Origin of the sequence: Streptomyces sp. NBC_01803 (genome assembly GCF_035917415.1) — a bacterium.
Classification (GTDB): Bacteria; Actinomycetota; Actinomycetes; order Streptomycetales; family Streptomycetaceae; genus Streptomyces.
In genome coordinates this window covers 4,290,575-4,307,046 of record NZ_CP109073.1, presented here as the reverse complement: position 1 = coordinate 4,307,046, position 16,472 = coordinate 4,290,575, and the positions used below count along the sequence as shown (strand labels likewise).

13 protein-coding genes and 1 pseudogene are annotated in these 16,472 nt (G+C 69.9%); 6 read left to right on the top strand and 8 right to left on the bottom strand.

What is annotated here, in order from left to right; translation table 11 throughout:
• Nucleotides 1–112: 112 nt before the first annotated feature.
• Nucleotides 113–2,680 carry an aminopeptidase N gene (gene pepN, locus OIE51_RS19585; RefSeq protein ID WP_326599041.1) on the top strand — a complete coding sequence of 856 codons (2,568 nt, stop codon included), beginning with the start codon at nt 113–115 and terminating at the stop codon, nt 2,678–2,680.
• A gap of 325 nt (nt 2,681–3,005) precedes the next feature.
• On the opposite strand, the gene OIE51_RS19580 is transcribed toward pepN, so the two are convergent.
• Genes OIE51_RS19580 through OIE51_RS19570 form a run of 3 tightly spaced genes read right to left on the bottom strand, consistent with a single transcriptional unit; the run spans nt 3,006 to nt 5,596 of the window.
• Nucleotides 3,006–3,869 (bottom strand): WbqC family protein, encoded by an 864-nt coding sequence (locus OIE51_RS19580; protein ID WP_326599040.1) that lies wholly within the window; start codon nt 3,867–3,869, stop codon nt 3,006–3,008.
• A complete protein-coding gene (locus OIE51_RS19575) occupies nt 3,811–4,479 on the bottom strand; it encodes a YdcF family protein (protein ID WP_326599039.1) in 669 nt (222 codons plus the stop codon). Before OIE51_RS19575 ends, OIE51_RS19580 begins: the two co-directional genes overlap by 59 nt.
• A 16-nt stretch (nt 4,480–4,495) precedes the next feature.
• A complete protein-coding gene (locus OIE51_RS19570; protein ID WP_326599038.1) occupies nt 4,496–5,596 on the bottom strand; it encodes a helix-turn-helix domain-containing protein in 1,101 nt (366 codons plus the stop codon).
• Nucleotides 5,597–5,750: 154 nt separating this feature from the next.
• Here OIE51_RS19570 and OIE51_RS19565 point away from each other — a divergent pair, with 154 nt between their 5' ends.
• The 5 genes and pseudogenes from OIE51_RS19565 to OIE51_RS19545 form a co-directional block, all read left to right on the top strand.
• Nucleotides 5,751–6,188: a hypothetical protein gene (locus tag OIE51_RS19565; RefSeq protein WP_326599037.1), complete on the top strand. Its 438-nt coding sequence runs from the start codon at nt 5,751–5,753 to the stop codon at nt 6,186–6,188.
• A gap of 8 nt (nt 6,189–6,196) precedes the next feature.
• Nucleotides 6,197–6,610: an ATP-binding protein gene (locus OIE51_RS19560; protein ID WP_326599036.1), complete on the top strand. Its 414-nt coding sequence runs from the start codon at nt 6,197–6,199 to the stop codon at nt 6,608–6,610.
• Nucleotides 6,611–6,838: 228 nt separating this feature from the next.
• Nucleotides 6,839–7,960 (top strand): adenosylhomocysteinase, encoded by a 1,122-nt coding sequence (locus tag OIE51_RS19555; RefSeq protein WP_326599035.1) that lies wholly within the window; start codon nt 6,839–6,841, stop codon nt 7,958–7,960.
• A gap of 11 nt (nt 7,961–7,971) precedes the next feature.
• The gene (locus OIE51_RS19550) at nt 7,972–8,514 is read left to right on the top strand and encodes an NUDIX hydrolase (protein ID WP_326599034.1); all 543 of its coding nucleotides are present in this window, start codon (nt 7,972–7,974) and stop codon (nt 8,512–8,514) included.
• A 15-nt stretch (nt 8,515–8,529) separates the two neighbouring features.
• A pseudogene (locus tag OIE51_RS19545) lies at nt 8,530–9,678 on the top strand (ERAP1-like C-terminal domain-containing protein); the annotation flags it as partial.
• 438 nt (nt 9,679–10,116) lie between these two features.
• Here OIE51_RS19545 and OIE51_RS19540 read toward each other — a convergent pair.
• The 5 genes from OIE51_RS19540 to OIE51_RS19520 all read right to left on the bottom strand — a co-directional run bounded on the left by OIE51_RS19540 (nt 10,117) and on the right by OIE51_RS19520 (nt 16,465).
• Nucleotides 10,117–11,397 carry a lanthionine synthetase C family protein gene (locus tag OIE51_RS19540; protein WP_326599033.1) on the bottom strand — a complete coding sequence of 427 codons (1,281 nt, stop codon included), beginning with the start codon at nt 11,395–11,397 and terminating at the stop codon, nt 10,117–10,119.
• A complete protein-coding gene (locus OIE51_RS19535) occupies nt 11,381–14,269 on the bottom strand; it encodes a lantibiotic dehydratase (protein WP_326599032.1) in 2,889 nt (962 codons plus the stop codon). The genes OIE51_RS19540 and OIE51_RS19535 overlap by 17 nt, the downstream gene beginning before the upstream one ends.
• A gap of 96 nt (nt 14,270–14,365) precedes the next feature.
• The gene (locus tag OIE51_RS19530) at nt 14,366–14,578 is read right to left on the bottom strand and encodes a hypothetical protein (RefSeq protein ID WP_326599031.1); all 213 of its coding nucleotides are present in this window, start codon (nt 14,576–14,578) and stop codon (nt 14,366–14,368) included.
• An 83-nt stretch (nt 14,579–14,661) separates the two neighbouring features.
• A complete protein-coding gene (gene fxlM, locus OIE51_RS19525; protein WP_326599030.1) occupies nt 14,662–15,897 on the bottom strand; it encodes a methyltransferase, FxLD system in 1,236 nt (411 codons plus the stop codon).
• Nucleotides 15,898–15,988: 91 nt separating this feature from the next.
• The gene (locus OIE51_RS19520) at nt 15,989–16,465 is read right to left on the bottom strand and encodes a hypothetical protein (protein WP_326599029.1); all 477 of its coding nucleotides are present in this window, start codon (nt 16,463–16,465) and stop codon (nt 15,989–15,991) included.
• Between the last annotated feature and the right edge of the window lie 7 nt (nt 16,466–16,472).

Here is a 16,472-nt window from a genome sequence, read left to right as displayed (position 1 = left end):
GCACCTTTGGGCACAACCCACCGGGGCGGGCGCGGCGCATCCTCCGCACCCGCCCCGGTGGCGCGTGTCGTGGAAGGATGGCGGCGAGACGTACGACGAAGGAGACCACCAGGTGCCTGGCACGAATCTGACCCGGCAAGAGGCGCAGGAGCGGGCACGGCTGCTCAGCGTGGACAGCTACGAGATCACCCTGGATCTCTCCGGCGCGCAGGAAGGGGGCACCTTCCGCTCGGAGACGACCGTGCACTTCACAGCCCGCGAAGCCGGGACGACCTTCATCGACCTCATCGCCCCCGATGTGGAGGAAGTGGTCCTCAACGGCGTGCCCCTGACGCCGTCCGAGGTCTTCGCCGACTCCCGCGTCGCCCTGCCCTCGGTGGCCGAGGGCCACAACGAGCTGCGGGTCGTCGCCGACTGCGCCTACACCAACACCGGTGAAGGGCTGCACCGTTCGGTCGACCCCGTGGACCAGCAGGCGTATCTCTACACGCAGTTCGAGGTACCGGACGCGCGGCGGGTGTACGCCTGCTTCGAACAGCCGGACCTGAAGGCGTCGTTCCAGTTCACCGTGACCGCCCCCGAGGGATGGACGGTCATCTCCAACTCCCCGACGCCCGAACCCCGGGACAACATCTGGCGGTTCGAGCCGACGCCCCGCATCTCGTCGTACATCACGGCGCTGATCGCCGGCCCGTACCACTCGGTGCACAGCAGCTGGCAGGGCGAGGGCCGCACCGTGCCGCTCGCCGTCTACTGCCGGCCCTCGCTGGCCGAACACCTCGACGCGGAGGCCATCTTCGACGTCACCCGGCAGGGCTTCGACTGGTTCCAGGAGAAGTTCGACTACCCGTACCCGTTCGCCAAGTACGACCAGCTCTTCGTGCCCGAGTTCAACGCGGGCGCGATGGAGAACGCGGGCGCCGTCACCATCCGCGACCAGTACGTCTTCCGCTCCAAGGTCACCGACGCGGCCTACGAGATGCGGGCCGAGACCATCCTCCACGAGCTGGCCCACATGTGGTTCGGCGACCTGGTCACCATGGAGTGGTGGAACGACCTGTGGCTGAACGAGTCGTTCGCCACGTACACCTCCATCGCCTGCCAGGCGCACGCCCCGGGCAGCCGCTGGCCGCAGGCGTGGACCAGCTTCGCCAACTCCATGAAGACCTGGGCCTACCGGCAGGACCAGCTGCCCTCCACCCACCCGATCATGGCGGAGATCCAGGACCTGGACGATGTCCTGGTCAACTTCGACGGCATCACCTACGCCAAGGGCGCCAGCGTGCTGAAGCAGCTCGTCGCCTACGTCGGGGAGGACGAGTTCTTCCGGGGCGTGCGGACGTACTTCAAGCGGCACGAGTGGTCCAACACCCGGCTCGCGGACCTGCTGACCGCGCTGGAGGAGACCAGCGGCCGGGACCTGAAGGCGTGGTCGAAGGCGTGGCTGGAGACCGCGGGGATCAACATCCTGCGGCCCGAGATCGTCCTCGACGAGGCGGGGAACATCGCGGAGTTCGCCGTCCGGCAGGAGGCCCCCGCGCTGCCCGTCGGCGCCAAGGGCGAGGCCGTGCTGCGCCCGCACCGCATCGCCATCGGCCTGTACGAGCTGACCGGCGGCGCCCTGGTCCGCACCGAGCGCGTCGAGCTGGACGTGGACGGCGAGCTGACGAAGGTGCCGCAGCTGGAGGGCCGGGCCCGCCCGGCCGTCGTGCTGCTCAACGACGACGACCTGTCGTACGCCAAGGTGCGCCTCGACCCGGAGTCCACCGCGGTGGTCGCCCAGCACCTGGGCGATTTCACCGAATCGCTGCCGCGCGCGCTGTGCTGGGCCTCGGCCTGGGACATGACACGCGACGGCGAGATGGCCGCCCGCGACTATCTGTCGCTGGTGATCTCCGGGATCACCAAGGAGACGGACATCGGCGTCGTGCAGTCGCTGCACCGGCAGGTGAAGCTGGCCCTCGACCTGTACGCCGCGCCCGCGTGGCGCGAGACGGGTCTGGCGACCTGGTCCGCGACGGCCCTGGAGCAGCTCCGGGCGGCAGCGCCCGGCAGCGACCACCAGCTCGCCTGGGCCAGGGCGTTCGCGGCGACCGCCCGCACCGACGAGCAGCTCGCCCTGCTGGCCGCACTGCTGGCCGGCGGCGAGACGATCGAGGGGCTGACCGTCGACACCGAGCTGCGCTGGGCGTTCCTCCAGCGGCTGGCCGCCACCGGCCGGGCCGACGAGCCGGAGATCGCGGCGGAGCTGGAGCGCGACGCCACCTCGGCGGGCGAGCGCCACGCCGCCACGGCCCGCGCCGCCCGCCCCACGGCCGAGGCCAAGGCCGAGGCGTGGGCGTCGGTGGTGGAGAGCGACAAGCTGCCCAACGCCGTGCAGGAGGCGGTCATCGGCGGCTTCGTGCAGACGGACCAGCGGGAGCTGCTGGCGCCGTACACGGAGAGGTACTTCGAGGTGCTCAAGAGCGTCTGGGAGAGCCGCAGCCACGAGATGGCGCAGCAGGTGGCGGTCGGCCTCTACCCCGCCGTCCAGGTCTCCGGGGCCACCCTTGAGGCCACCGACGCCTGGCTGGCCTCGGCCGACCCGAGCCCGGCCCTGCGCCGCCTGGTCACGGAGTCCCGCGCGGGCGTCGAGCGCGCGCTGAACGCCCAGGCCGCGGACGCGGCGGCGGCCGTCTGACACCTCCCGCCACCCGGGTGCGGCGGCCCACCGGCCGCCGCACCCGGAGGGCGTTGCCCGCCCTGGGAGTTCGGGAAAAATCCCAAAGGAATTCAGCGTCGTGTCGTCCCCTCGGCTTCGTCAGCAATGGGGGCCGGTGAGGCACTGTCCTTGGGGCCTGTCCGGAGAAGCGAGTGGGGCGATGGGCGCGGTCCTGGACAGCACGTCGGACAAGCAGGCCATGCTGAACTCGTCTCCCGCATCAACGAACTCACCGTGGCCAACCAGGAACTGGGCATCAAGCTGGTCCGCGCCGAAGCGGACCGGGACGGCCTGCAGTCCGCGCTCACCGAGGCCCAGGACGATCTGATCTCCGCCCGGCAGGCCCAGCGGAACATGATGCGCGACCAGAACCGCCCCAGCGAGTGACAGCGCGATACCGGGCGGCGACCGCGAGAAGTTCGTACCCTGTCCGCTCGAGGCCGCCCCGCATCAGCGCGTTCAGGGCACTGTTCTCCCGGCCGTGGACCCAGATCCCCGAGGCCGGGGTGCGGAACGGGATGACGCCGACCCCGATGGCGTCGAAGCATTCCGTCTTGAGGTACTTCATGCCGCCGGTCCCGCACAGATAGCTGCGGGCGCCGGTGGCTTCGGTGAGGTCGGCGAGCCGCTGGGACCGGCCCTGGCGGGCGGGAAGCCGACTGCTGCGGAGGATCTGGCCCCTCCAGCCGAGCAGGTCCAGCAGGAGACGAGTAGAGGCTTCGGCGACCTCGGCGGTCTTGTCATTGGTCTCGAACAGGTCAAGCACCACCGCCAGTTCCCCTCGCAGGGCCGGCCAGTGCGGGCTGGCTCCGTAGTACTGCGGCAGCATCTGGGCCACCCGCCGCCGCGACCGGACCGGATCGGCGATCAGGGCCTCTCGGACGGCCGTCCGGCGGCCGTGAGGCAAGTGGGTGGGGATGGTGAGCCACTGGCGCCGATACGGGTCGTCCAGTACGGCCAGGCGGGTGCGGTGCTGGTAGTCGCGGCGGGTGAACTGCACGTCGTCGAGAATGATCCAGTAGTCCGCCGCAAACAGCTTCGCCAGGGTGGTCAGCCGGGGGAAGAAGTTGGGCTGGTGGATGGCGCACAGCTCGCCCGGCGGCGGGAGGTCAGGGTTTGATGAGGCGGCTGTCGAAGCCGTCGTTGAGGAGAGATTCGTACGCGGCATGCACGTCCTCCGGGACGTCCTGATCGATGGCGAACCCGAGTTTCGGATACTCGATCACCCGCTGCAGGTCGCCGACGAGTTGGTCGGTGACGAGCTTCTCGTCACCGATGCTCTTGAGGTAGTCGTCGAACTCCAGCGGCTCCGAGGCACAGATCACCCCGACCTCGGGCCACATTTTGCGGGCGGTGGCGAAGGAGCGTCGCTCCATATAGGGCATGGAGATCAGCAGCACCGTGCTGGGCGTGATCCCGGCGGCGGCCAGGACCTCACGGGAGAGGGTGATGTTCTGGCCCGTGTTGCGGGCGCTGGGTTCGAGCAGGATCGCGGCGTCGGGGACGCCGAGCCCGAGGGCGTGCTCGCGGAAATGGACGGCCTCGCCATGGGGGAACCGCTCGGGCGCGGTTGGGTTGGGGCCGCCGGTGAAGACCAGGGTCGGGAAGAGCCCGGCGCGATACAGCTGGGCACAGAACGCGGGTACTCCAAGATCGTGGCTGCCCAGGCCGATCGCGGCGTCGCAGGGCCACACGTGGTGGTGCATCTGGTGGTAGTCCCAGATCAGCTTGGCCTGCTGCCGCTGGTCGTCGGTGATGGCCCGCTGGTTTTCCGTCACTCGCCTGTCTCCCTGGTCACCGTCGCCGGGGGCCCGATGCCCCCTCGGTCGTCATCCGGATGCCCTCGATGCTGCGTAGCTGATGGCTCAGGCCGAACTTGGCGGCCAGCTTCGCGGTGTCGTCGAGCACGCGCAGCCCATCATTCCGGGTATCCGGGTCCGACAGCAGGATGTGACCATGAGCGGTGTCCAGACGCACGCGTTGCATCGGCGAATCGGTCACGCCGGTGCCGCGGGCGATGTCGATGAAGTACAGGGCGGTGCTCAGGTCGCCGACGCCACGGTGAGCGAGGGCGAGTTTCTGATGGGCGACCGACCAGTCGTCGGGCTCGGATAGATCCTCGAACTCGCGGGTCGCGGCCAGCATGACGCGGACGGCATAGTCGTGGTTGCCGTCCTTGCTCAGAGCGGTCCCCACCCACAGTCGGGCCCTTGCGCGGTCGCGGCGGGAGAGCCGATCATCGACGGCGAGGGTTTCGTAGTGGCGAGCGGCGATCTCCAGCTTGCCCGACATCTCCGCGACCACCGCCAGGGACAGGTCGAGCTGCGCGACGCGGCGGGGGATGTCGAGCTGGGTGAAGACCGAGCGTGCGCCCGCATACGAGTGCTGGGCCGACATCGGTCCGATCACGGCGCCCTGATCGCGCTGGAGATCGCCGAGCAGGGCGGTGGAGCGGGCGAGCAGATACTGGCCCTTGTCGTCCAGCTCCAGCGTCTTGAAACGGGCAAGCCACCGGCGAAGCAGGTTGTCGGCGAAGGCGAAGTTCTGGCGGGACAGCGCGACGAGGGTGCGGTCCAGGTCGTCGCTCCACGACTCGTACTCCCATGCCCGCGGACCGGTCACGGCCACTCTTCGGCCTGGCCCTGATGTGGGGCGTCCAGCCTCGGACAGGTTCGTCTCGAACCGCAGATGCACCGCGGCGTCTGCTCGGGCGAGCGCGGTGTCCAAGATGGCCTGGGTGTCGGGCCTGGGCTCGGTGGCGGTGAGGAGCTTCTCCCACTTGGAGACGGTACGGACCCCGACGCCAAGGTGTTCGGCAAAGGCTCGAACGCTCAGCCGCAGCGCGAAACGCAGGGCCCGGGCCTCCAGGCCGGTCCAGTGGTGCACGGTCGCCACGCGTCGCTCCCTTCCGGTCATCATCGAAACACGCCGCGTGCAAGCGGGGGGACGGAAGTGCGACGGAAGTGCAACAGCCTGTCATTCCCGGTGCGTTGAGTCGCAGTCAGACTCGGAGTGCCACTCCTTTCCGAGCCCTTGGACGGTCACGAGCATGGAAACCCTCACCGAGCATCGCAGCGTCGCCGACCCGGTCGTCTATGGCTATCTGCGGCTGGTGCGAGTCTCCACTGCCCGGCAGAAGGCCCTGGCAGCGTCGCTGGCTGAGTACTGCCGCCAGCACGAGCTCCTGCTGTCCGGAGTGTTCACCGAACGCTCCACCACCGCGATGGCCCCGGCGTTCACGGGGCTACTGGACGTGCTCGCGCTGCCCGACACCTACGGCGTCGTACTGCCCGCCGCCTCCCACCTGGGGCCCAAGGTGATAGCAGCGGGGCGTGAGCAGCATATCGAGGCGGCCCGAGCCCGGCTGCTGTTGGTCCGCGGGGCCCGCAAGCCCCGCCCAGCCGCACACCGCACCACCAGCCCGCCCAGCGGCCCCACCCGCAGCAGCAGCACGGGATGCACACCTGCCTTGGACACCGAAACATGAGGCCAGCCATGTCCGAGGTGATGCAGAAGTACTTCGACGCGAAGCCGGAATCCGTGGACCTGGCACGCGAGTTCGCCACCTCGCCCCTGACGGCCTGGGGGCTGGACGGGCCCGCGGAGGACAACCGGCTGTGTATCTCCGAGCTGGCCTCAAACGCGCTCGCCCACGGGAGCGAGCCTGGGCACGGCTTCTTGGCGAGGCTGGCTGTCGACGACGACTTCGTACGCGTGGAAGTGCATGACAGCCGAAGCCGCCGATGCGGCGACCAGCGGCCACAGGTCCATCACCCGACATCCTCAGAGACCTCCGGGCGGGGCCTACTGATTGTCGAGACGCTCGCGGACGGCTGGGGAGTCGAGGACCGACAGCCGCTCGGGAAGCGCTTCAAGGCTGTCCCCGCCCTCCGGGAGGCGGCATGCTGACCCGCCTCCTGCCTGCGGCTTCCGACGCACCCCCGCCGGACCGAGCTGGTCACCAGCAGGGGGACAGCAGTTGTGCTGGTCGGCTGGACGCACTGCCGCAGCCGGCGGACGCCGCACGCATCGACACCGCCCTCGCTGCCGACGGGCTTCTGTTCGTCTGGCCCGCATCACATGAACGCCTCAGCCTTCCCACGCACGATCCGCACTGACGGATGAGAGGGAACTGTCATGGAATCCTTTGAACGCGCTCGGTTGGACTCCTACTTCGCCAAGATCGCCACCCAGTTCACCCCCAAAGAACCGGCGGCGTCGTTCCTGGTCACGCACCTGCTGCCGGAGAGGCCCGGCTTCGTCCGCGCGGTCGCGGCGGTGAGCCGGCTGCGGGCAGTACTGCCCAAGCCCAAGTCGATCAGCCCGGCCGCCCGGCGCGAGGTCGAGCATACGGTCCCGGTTGACACGCTCTCCCGCGACCTGTTCGCCGACTCGGATGCCGCACTGGAGTACTTCGAATCGCGGGCGGCCGGCGAAACGGTCGTGCTGCTGGACGTCGGCGGCTATTTCGCACCCGTTATCGAGGATCTGCACGGCCGGTTCTCCGGCCGCATCGCCGGAGTGGTGGAGGACACCGAGAACGGCCACCGCCGCTACCAGGAGATCAACAAATTGCCCTGCCCGGTGGTCTCGGTCGCCCGCTCGCCGCTGAAGGAGCCCGAGGACTTCCTCGTCGGCCAGTCGGTGGTGTTCTCCACCGAGGCGCTGATGCGCGGCCGGGGCGACATCCTGCACGGACGGCCCGCTCTGGTGATCGGGTTCGGCAAGCTCGGCTCCTCGATCGCCCGGCTGCTGCACGCAAAGGGCGTCCACGTCACCGTGTTCGACATCGACCCCGTCCGCCGCACCCAAGCCCTCTCCCAGGGCTTTACCGTTGCCCGCGACCGCGAGGCCGCCCTGGCGGGGGCCGGGCTGGTGCTCTGCGCGACGGGATCGGTCTCGCTGCACGGCGAGGACTTCCCGCACCTGCGCAACGGCGCCTACATCGCCACCGTCACCAGCAGCGAAGACGAACTCGACCTCGCCGGACTGCCGGACGTCTACACCCGCACCCAGGTCCGCGACCACATCACCCGCTACCAGACCACGGGCTCCTACTTTTACCTGCTCAACGGCGGAAACGCCGTCAACTTCCTACATGGCGCGAGCGTCGGCCCGTTCATCTTTCTCGTCCAGGCCGAGATCCTCGCCGGGATCAGAATGCTCGCCCGCGACGACCTCAATGCCGGTATGCATGAGGCCGACCCCGCAGACCGGGCCGCCATCGCGGCGACCTGGCTGGGCTATTTCAACCGCTGAAGGAGACCACCTTGCCGATCACGGCAGACCACATCCACGCGACGGTCAACGCCTACCTCAACGACCACCCGAACGAGAAGGCCGACCTCGCCCCCGTCCTCGACCTGCTCGACGACCACGCGGACATCTCCACCCGCAAGGAGTTCCGCGGCCACGCGACCGCCGGGGCGATCCTCGCCGACCCCGACGGGCGAATCCTGCACATCCACCACCTCGCCCTGGACAAGTGGCTCCTGCCCGGCGGCCATCTGGAAATCTCCGACACCACGCTGCGGGAGGCGGCCCTGCGTGAACTGTCCGAGGAGACCGGCATCCCCGCGGACGCCGTCACGCCGGTCAGCGACCACCCCATCCACATCGACATCCACCCCATCCCAGCCAACGACACCAAGGGTGAGCCGGACCACCAGCACTTCGACTTCCGGTTCCTCTTCCGCACCAGCACCGACATCCGCCAGCTCCAAGCTGAGGAAGTCACCGACGCCGCCTGGCGGGCGATCGACACCCTCCACGACGAGCGGCTGCGGCACCGCGTCACCCAGGCTCTGCGCTGACGCCCAGAGCCGGCCGCCCCCGCGCTGCCCGTCGGCGCCAAGGGCGAGGCCGTGCTGCGCCCGCACCGCATCGCCATCGGCCTGTACGAGCTGACCGGCGGCGCCCTGGTCCGCACCGAGCGCGTCGAGCTGGACGTGGACGGCGAGCTGACGAAGGTGCCGCAGCTGGAGGGCCGGGCCCGCCCGGCCGTCGTGCTGCTCAACGACGACGACCTGTCGTACGCCAAGGTGCGCCTCGACCCGGAGTCCACCGCGGTGGTCGCCCAGCACCTGGGCGATTTCACCGAGTCGCTGCCGCGCGCGCTGTGCTGGGCCTCGGCCTGGGACATGACACGCGACGGCGAGATGGCCGCCCGCGACTATCTGTCGCTGGTGATCTCCGGGATCACCAAGGAGACGGACATCGGCGTCGTGCAGTCGCTGCACCGGCAGGTGAAGCTGGCCCTCGACCTGTACGCCGCGCCCGCGTGGCGCGAGACGGGTCTGGCGACCTGGTCCGCGACGGCCCTGGAGCAGCTCCGGGCGGCAGCGCCCGGCAGCGACCACCAGCTCGCCTGGGCCAGGGCGTTCGCGGCGACCGCCCGCACCGACGAGCAGCTCGCCCTGCTGGCCGCACTGCTGGCCGGCGGCGAGACGATCGAGGGGCTGACCGTCGACACCGAGCTGCGCTGGGCGTTCCTCCAGCGGCTGGCCGCCACCGGCCGGGCCGACGAGCCGGAGATCGCGGCGGAGCTGGAGCGCGACGCCACCTCGGCGGGCGAGCGCCACGCCGCCACGGCCCGCGCCGCCCGCCCCACGGCCGAGGCCAAGGCCGAGGCGTGGGCGTCGGTGGTGGAGAGCGACAAGCTGCCCAACGCCGTGCAGGAGGCGGTCATCGGCGGCTTCGTGCAGACGGACCAGCGGGAGCTGCTGGCGCCGTACACGGAGAGGTACTTCGAGGTGCTCAAGAGCGTCTGGGAGAGCCGCAGCCACGAGATGGCGCAGCAGGTGGCGGTCGGCCTCTACCCCGCCGTCCAGGTCTCCGGGGCCACCCTTGAGGCCACCGACGCCTGGCTGGCCTCGGCCGACCCGAGCCCGGCCCTGCGCCGCCTGGTCACGGAGTCCCGCGCGGGCGTCGAGCGCGCGCTGAACGCCCAGGCCGCGGACGCGGCGGCGGCCGTCTGACACCTCCCGCCACCCGGGTGCGGCGGCCCACCGGCCGCCGCACCCGGAGGGCGTTGCCCGCCCTGGGAGTTCGGGAAAATCCCAAAGGAATTCAGCGTCGTGTCGTCCCCTCGGCTTCGTCAGCAATGGGGGCCGGTGAGGCACTGTCCTTGGGGCCTGTCCGGAGAAGCGAGGGGGGCGATGGGCGATTAGGTGGACGAGACGACCGGCCGGTGAACGGCGCGCGAGAGGTGGCGTGTCGTCATCGGGACTCTCGGTCTGCCCGTGGCCATCGTCGCCTGTGTGGGGCAATTCACCCGCTGACGCGGCGGGGGAACTGCCGGAGGTCCGGACGCGGCCGGAGCACGCGCAACGCGGCGAGTCCGGCTAACGGGAGAGTGCCCGGACCGCCCCATGCCGCGGCTGCGGGTGGCGGGGAAGATCAGGGGGGCCTTGGGGTCAGGCCAAGAGCAGAAGGCTGCCCCAGGAGGCGGGCGGTGCGGGGGCGAGGAGACCGGCGTAGTCGGCGAGAGCCAGGGCGGTTCCAGCAGCACCGGAGAGAAACCCGGGGTTGTCGTGGGCAGTTCCCCTCTCAAGGTGGGGAAAGCCGAAGGGGCGTTGGCGGTCATGGTGGGAAGCGGTGTACTCGGCGGCCCGCCGGGCTGTCGCTTCGCATCCGATCTGGGCAGCGGCTTGGAGGACTCCGGCCGATCCGTAACACAGCCCGGGACCTTCGGTGTCCCAGCGGGCGGGGGCTCGTTCGGCCAGGGCAGCGACGGCGGTGCGGCCGACGCGGCACAGGTCGGGGTCATCCAGGGCTTGGCCTGCGAGAGTGAGGGCGCGGCCAATGCCCGGAGTGCCGTAGCACCAGGCGTTTCGCCTACCGCTCGTGCTCGGCAGGCGGCGTGTTCCTGGATCGGGCGGGTTCTCCAGGTCGTTGCCGCTGATGCATGGTGACCAGGAGCCGGTGGGTTCTTGCCAGGTGAGCAGCCACATTGCGGCAGTACGGATGGCTTCGGCCTGCCCGGGGACGGTGCGGCCGGCGGTGTGGGCGATTGAGAGGAGAGCGAGAGGGCCGGCGATGCCGTGAGCCAGGCCGGTGGTGGCCGCACCAGAGGGGTGGACGGTGACGGATTCGGGGTGGTCGGAGGCCGGAAGCCACCATCCGGGCCGGGAGCCGCACCGGGTCTGGATCAGAGCCGTAAGGGTGGTGAGTGCGGCGGTCAGGCCCGGTTCCGCCGCCTTCTGGTACCCGGCGGTGTGGGCGGTCAGGAGGACGCGGCCGATCCCGGCCAGTCCCCTGATCGCGTCGTACACCGCCCAGGGGGCACCCGGCTGTCCGCTGTCCATGCGTCGCTTCTGGTGGCGGGCGAGTCCCTGGGCACGGGCAGACAGCCAGGCGGTGGCTTTCCGTGTGGTGGCGTGGTAGGAAGCGGGGTCAGGGAGGTAGGCGGAGCCGGTGATCAGGGATGCGGCCAGGGCACCGGGGCCGGTGTGGATGCCATTGGGTGGCGCGTGGCCGCGCAGGCGAGCGGCAGCTTCCCAGTGTCGCGCGGCTGCGGTGGTGAACTCGGGGCTGGTACGGGCCAGGCAGGCGTGCAGGAGGGCGGTGCCTGCCAGGCCGTCGGACAGCGTTGCGGCGGCCTGCGGGGTGAGGGCCGCGGCGACCCGTTCCGGGTCGAGAAGGGCGTGGGCCACGGCCACGGCCTGCTCGACCATGGTGTCAGTGCTGGTGGGCATGAGGTTGTGTGTGCAGAAGGTCGGTGGCCAATGAGCGGGCGACGCGTTCGTGCGCGGGGTCGGAGCCGAGGAGACGGTTGCAGTGCATGTGCACCAAGTCGGAGGCGCACAACGCGGACACGTGCGGGTCGGTGAGCGTGGCCTGGTAGGCGGTCAGTGCTCCGTGCCGTGTGCGCCAGGAAGCGGAGAGGACGGTGGGGAAAAGGGAGGTGGGCTCGGCAACCGCTGCACGCAGTCTGGGACGTAGGGCATCGTGGGTGCGGCGGTTGTGGGGGGTCAGCTGGTGGCCGCGCAGTGCCGTGTGGGGCTGGTCGGTCACCGTGCGGGCGATGTCCGCGGCGGACGCGGCGGCGATCACCAGCCGGTCGTCCGTGGAAGTGGTGAGGGTCAGGCCGTGGACGACGAATACGCTGTCGGCGGCGAAGACCTCTTCGGCGGCTCCGATGGCTTCCGGGCCGCCGTAGCGTTCGATCTCCGGCTCGTAGGGCTCCAGCACCATCCGGCCCCCGAGCCGTCGGTCGGCCAGTGCGGAGCACCAGGCAGTGAGCAGCGGCAGGACGTGGACCGCGATGACCTCGGGGTCGCCGTGGGCACGAATGCGCAGATGATCACCCAGAGCCGGGGTGTGGTAGCGCAGCCAGAACCAGCGGTTGAGGTGGTCGGCCGCAGGCGCGAGCACGTCATAGAGTTGCCTGAGCACCCGGTCTTGATGCTCGGCTGGCACCGGGACGGCGGCCGAGAGCCAGCTCCCGCCCGGAAGGTGCACGGTGGCACGGCGGCGAGGTGCGGAACGCGGATCCCGGTGCGGCGTTGGAGGCTTGTCTCGGCGGGAGAGATTCACCACCAGTTCCACAGCGTGCCGACCGCCCGGCCCGTCGAGGACCGCACCGTCCGCATCAGGGCCACCGAGGAGTTCGGTGACGGCCCGCGCTCCGCGTCCCACGCTGCGGCGCAGCAGTTCGCGGTCTTCGTTCTGCCGTAAGTCCAGAGGGATTTGGCGGTCCGACTCCTGGACCACCACGACATCCGGGGACGGCGGAACGGCGTCGGTCCGCCAGGCGGCGAGCGCCTTGTCCCAGGCATGACGGTCGGAGGCGGCGCCGACGAGATCGTCCGGGAGTCTCCAGCGGGCGGGGGCGAGGAGGGTGTTCTTGTACCGGACGCGGGGGGTGAAGGGGGCATAGCCGGCCGGTCCCCAGGACCAGGCGTGCCAGGGCCGGATTCCGGCATGCCCGATCAAGCGCAGGACCTGGGCTGCTGGGGGCAGTAGATCACGGGTCAGGCGGGTGAAGAGCACCGGTATGACAGGGCGCTCGTGCCGGGCGGACCACATGACAAGGTGACGGCCGGTGGTGCCGATCAGTAGCTCATCTGGAGTCAGATCGTATGTATGTTCGGGAACGCCGAGGGGGATCCGGTATTCGGCGAAGCCGGTCTCGACCGCCAGAGCGGCGGGCGCCCCGGTGCGGGGACGGCAGACGACCTCCGCGACCATCGGCCCCTCCGGCCCGGCTGTCTCCGGCGCGAGCCGGGGAAGCCAGTGGGCGAAGCGCCCGGCGGCCGAACCGGCATCCTGCGACCCCATGTCGCAAACCGCTATCCGCAATTGGCCACCGTGGCGAAGTAACCGCACATGGATCTCCGCCGTCCGTGGCGGGACAGCGCCAGCGGTGTGCCCCAACTGATCGGCCAGGTCGTCGTCGAGGGTGATCTCGGCCTGTCCCCGGGCGGTGGCCTCGGCCAGCAGGCGGGCCAGCACCCCGGCCACGCGAGGTTCGATGTCACTCTGAGCGCCGATGTCGTCGGCGTCGTCGGGCGGACCGATACCGATGGCGGGGTCGATGACCTCCAGCAGCGGTACCAGGCGGTGATGCCCATAGGTGCGGACGAATTTCTCGTGGTAAAGGGCCCCGGGAGGGGGCGTCCGGCTGATCCGCCACAGGATGCCGGCAGCCTGCGCGGCCTGTTGCCCGATCGTGTGGGGGAGGGTGAGGGTGGCGTCGGCCAGCGTGTCCACCGCTAATGGGCGTTCGACCGTCACGATCTCGTCGGCGGCCTGTCGGGCGGAGCGCAGCAGCTCCAGCCGTTCCGGCGCGCCGACGGCCAGCTCATCGGCGCGTGCGAGCAGATCTCGCAGGCGTTCCAGAGCAGGTCGCAGCGTGGCCGACGCAGGGAGCCGGGCAAGGAGGTGGCCGAGCGGGTCGTCTCGCATGTTGGCGGGAAGAAGGTCGGCCAGGAGCAGACCCGCGCGGAGCATCTGCCGCACCGCAGTGTTGATCGTGGCCTCACCCGCTGACGGATACCGGGCTGCCAGGCCCCCAAGCACTTCCTCGGCCGGCGCCCCCCTTCGGCAGGTGTCCAGCACCCACACGGATACGTCGGTGGCACGGACGCTGCTGCGCTGGGCGGTCCCGCCGTTCGGCGCCGGATGGTCGGCTTCCAACCGGTCCGCGCGCCGCACGCCCAGGTTGTTGGACGTCAACGTCAGGCGAAGCAGCAGCTCCTCGTCATCCATGATTTGATCTGCCACGGCAATCAGCCATGACGGAGTCACGGTGGTGATGGTCCGGTGCCGGGAGCCGAGACGGAGCGTGGCAGCCTCGCTGGTGAAGGTCGCGGGGGCGACGCCGGAGAATACTCCGTGCGGGGTGGCGCGGGCCCGGGAGCGGATGTCATAGGCGCGCCAGGTAGCCGCGAGACGTGGACTGTTGGCCGCTTGCTCAGCGTCGACGGCCCGGGACAGGGAACGGGAGGCGAGGAACATGCCCTCGGCCAGCAGGCCCGCGCAGTCCCCGGCTGGGCCGGGTACGACCGGGCGCAGCGGAATGCGGGCCATGGCCACCCGCTGGTGGGTGAACACACGGCGGACCAACGTGGGTCTTCCTCCTGTGAGCGAAACGCGCCGTGTGGCATGAAGCTCGTGCCACACACGGCTACTTGCGAGAGGGACGCGAGACGAGGCTGGGGCCTACACGAGGTTGCAGCCGCCACCGTTGCCCAGCACCGGGCCGTCCGGTGCGGCGCACCCCGTGGTGGGGCCGGTGGTGGGGGACGGTCCACAGCCGTCCTGCGTGCACGGCTCGGAATCGGCGAGTGCCGAGCCGATGGAGGACAGGTCGGTTGTCTCCGGGGCAAGGTCGAAGGCGTCATCCAGTGCCGACGCAGCGCTCTGAGGTGTCATGGCTTCCGCAGCTCCTTGAACGGATGGATTGTGGAGACACCCGGCACAAGAGCCGGGAGTCGACGAGGATCAGTAAAGTGGCGTCAGGGCAGGGAGACGACGAGCCGGGAGTAGCGGTTGGTGATGACCCGTCCAGGAGGGAGCCGGTCTTCCGGAGTAGTGGCCGGGTAGACGCGGACGGTCGGTTCCACCGCGCCTCGGTAACCGCTGCTGTCCCAGGCACGGATGTGCTCCGCGAGTCGTTCCGCCAGAAGAACGCGATCAGGGCCGCAGGCGTGCGCGCCGAGTTCGAAGCCGTCATGACCTCCCGTGGTGTTCGGGCGGATCGTGAGGTAGGCGAGGGTGCTGCTCTCCCACGTGGCACTGGTGGCGATCGTCCAGCCGGACAAGCCGCGTTCCACAGCCCTGGTGCTGGCGTAGATCCGCGCACAGGGATCGACGGTGCTGATCAGCCACAGATCCAGCGAGGGCAGGGCGCCCTCGTTTCCGCGCAGGGTCACCCCGGTCCACACGGTGCTGTGTGATGAGGACGCTACTGCGGAGCGGAGCGCCTCGGCGTCGGCCTGCTGGTCGTCGCCCAGACTCAGCCGCAGGTCTTCGCCACTGACGTCGATGGTGTGACCGCCGTGGCGGTTGTCCCCGCGCATGCCGACGAAGCCGCACTCGGTCCGCCCACGGCTGCGCAGATGCCCGCCCTCGTGTTCAAAAGCGAAAACCTGGCGGGTACCTCGAAGGCTGAGCGGCACCACAAGCCGCCCCTGCCCGGCGAGTTGCTCGGACCAGGCCGGCGGTAGATCGGGCGCCTGAGCCGTGACCACGATGGCGTCGAAACCGCTTCCCGGGGCCAGCTTTCCGGCTCCGTAGGTGCCGTCGGCACACAGCACCCGCACGCGGTCGTAGCCGGTCTGTGCCAGCAGCTCGGTCGCCCGGTCGGTCACCTCCTGATCGATATCAACGCTGACGACCTCACCTTGCTCACCGACCAACTCGGCCATCAGGGCGGCGTTGTAGCCACCGGCCCCGATCTCCAGCGCGCGCATTCCGGGACCGAGTCCCGACAGCTCCAGCATCCGGGCCTGCACCCAGGGCGACGACACGGAGCTGATCGGAAAGCCTCGTTCATTTCGCTTGGTGATCACGGAGTCGTTGGCGTACGCCTCTTCCAGCGAAGCGCCCGGAGTGAAGCGGTGCCGCGGCACCGCCGCGAAGGCCGCGGCAACTCGGTCACTGCGCACATCACCCTTCTCGCGTAGTTCCTCGATCAGCTTCTTGCGCAGTGAGTCCGCGTACGCTGCCTGGTCGGTGGTTTCGGCGCTCATAACTGTGAGTGTAGTCCCGTATCGAGTTTCGTTATCGATGATGTGCGGGGCCCATCCTGCCGACATGGCCCATGAATTCGTCGAGAGCTGCTCAGTCCCTTGTCGCGCCATCCGGCCACAGGACGTGCACGGGGACGCCGTTGGCCTGTGCGTAGGCGACAACGTCGGCGGTGCCGCCGTGGCCTCGTGCCGGTTTGCCGTCCCAGACGGCCAGAAGTGCGTCGGAGAGCCCGACCAGGATTTCGCTTCCCGCCATGTGTGCCTGTGAGTCGGACTCTTCCAGGCCGGTGTCGTGCATCTGGGTCGCGCGCCGCAGGAGTTCGTCGTAGGCGGGGTGGTGCCACTCCGGCAGGTCGTCCCGGTACTTCACAGCGGGGACGACGACCTCGATCCGGCCCCCGAGGTCAAGCACGATATCGGCGAACCAGGCGTCGGGGCCGTCGGCGATGCAGGAGACGCCGATGAGTTGGTCCGGTGCGTAGGTGACGAGCTGGGAGCGGAGCAGTTCCCGGACGCGGACCGCGACGTTCTCCGGCAGCCCCCGGTGGCCGGTGATTCCTACTCGCATGTCGGTT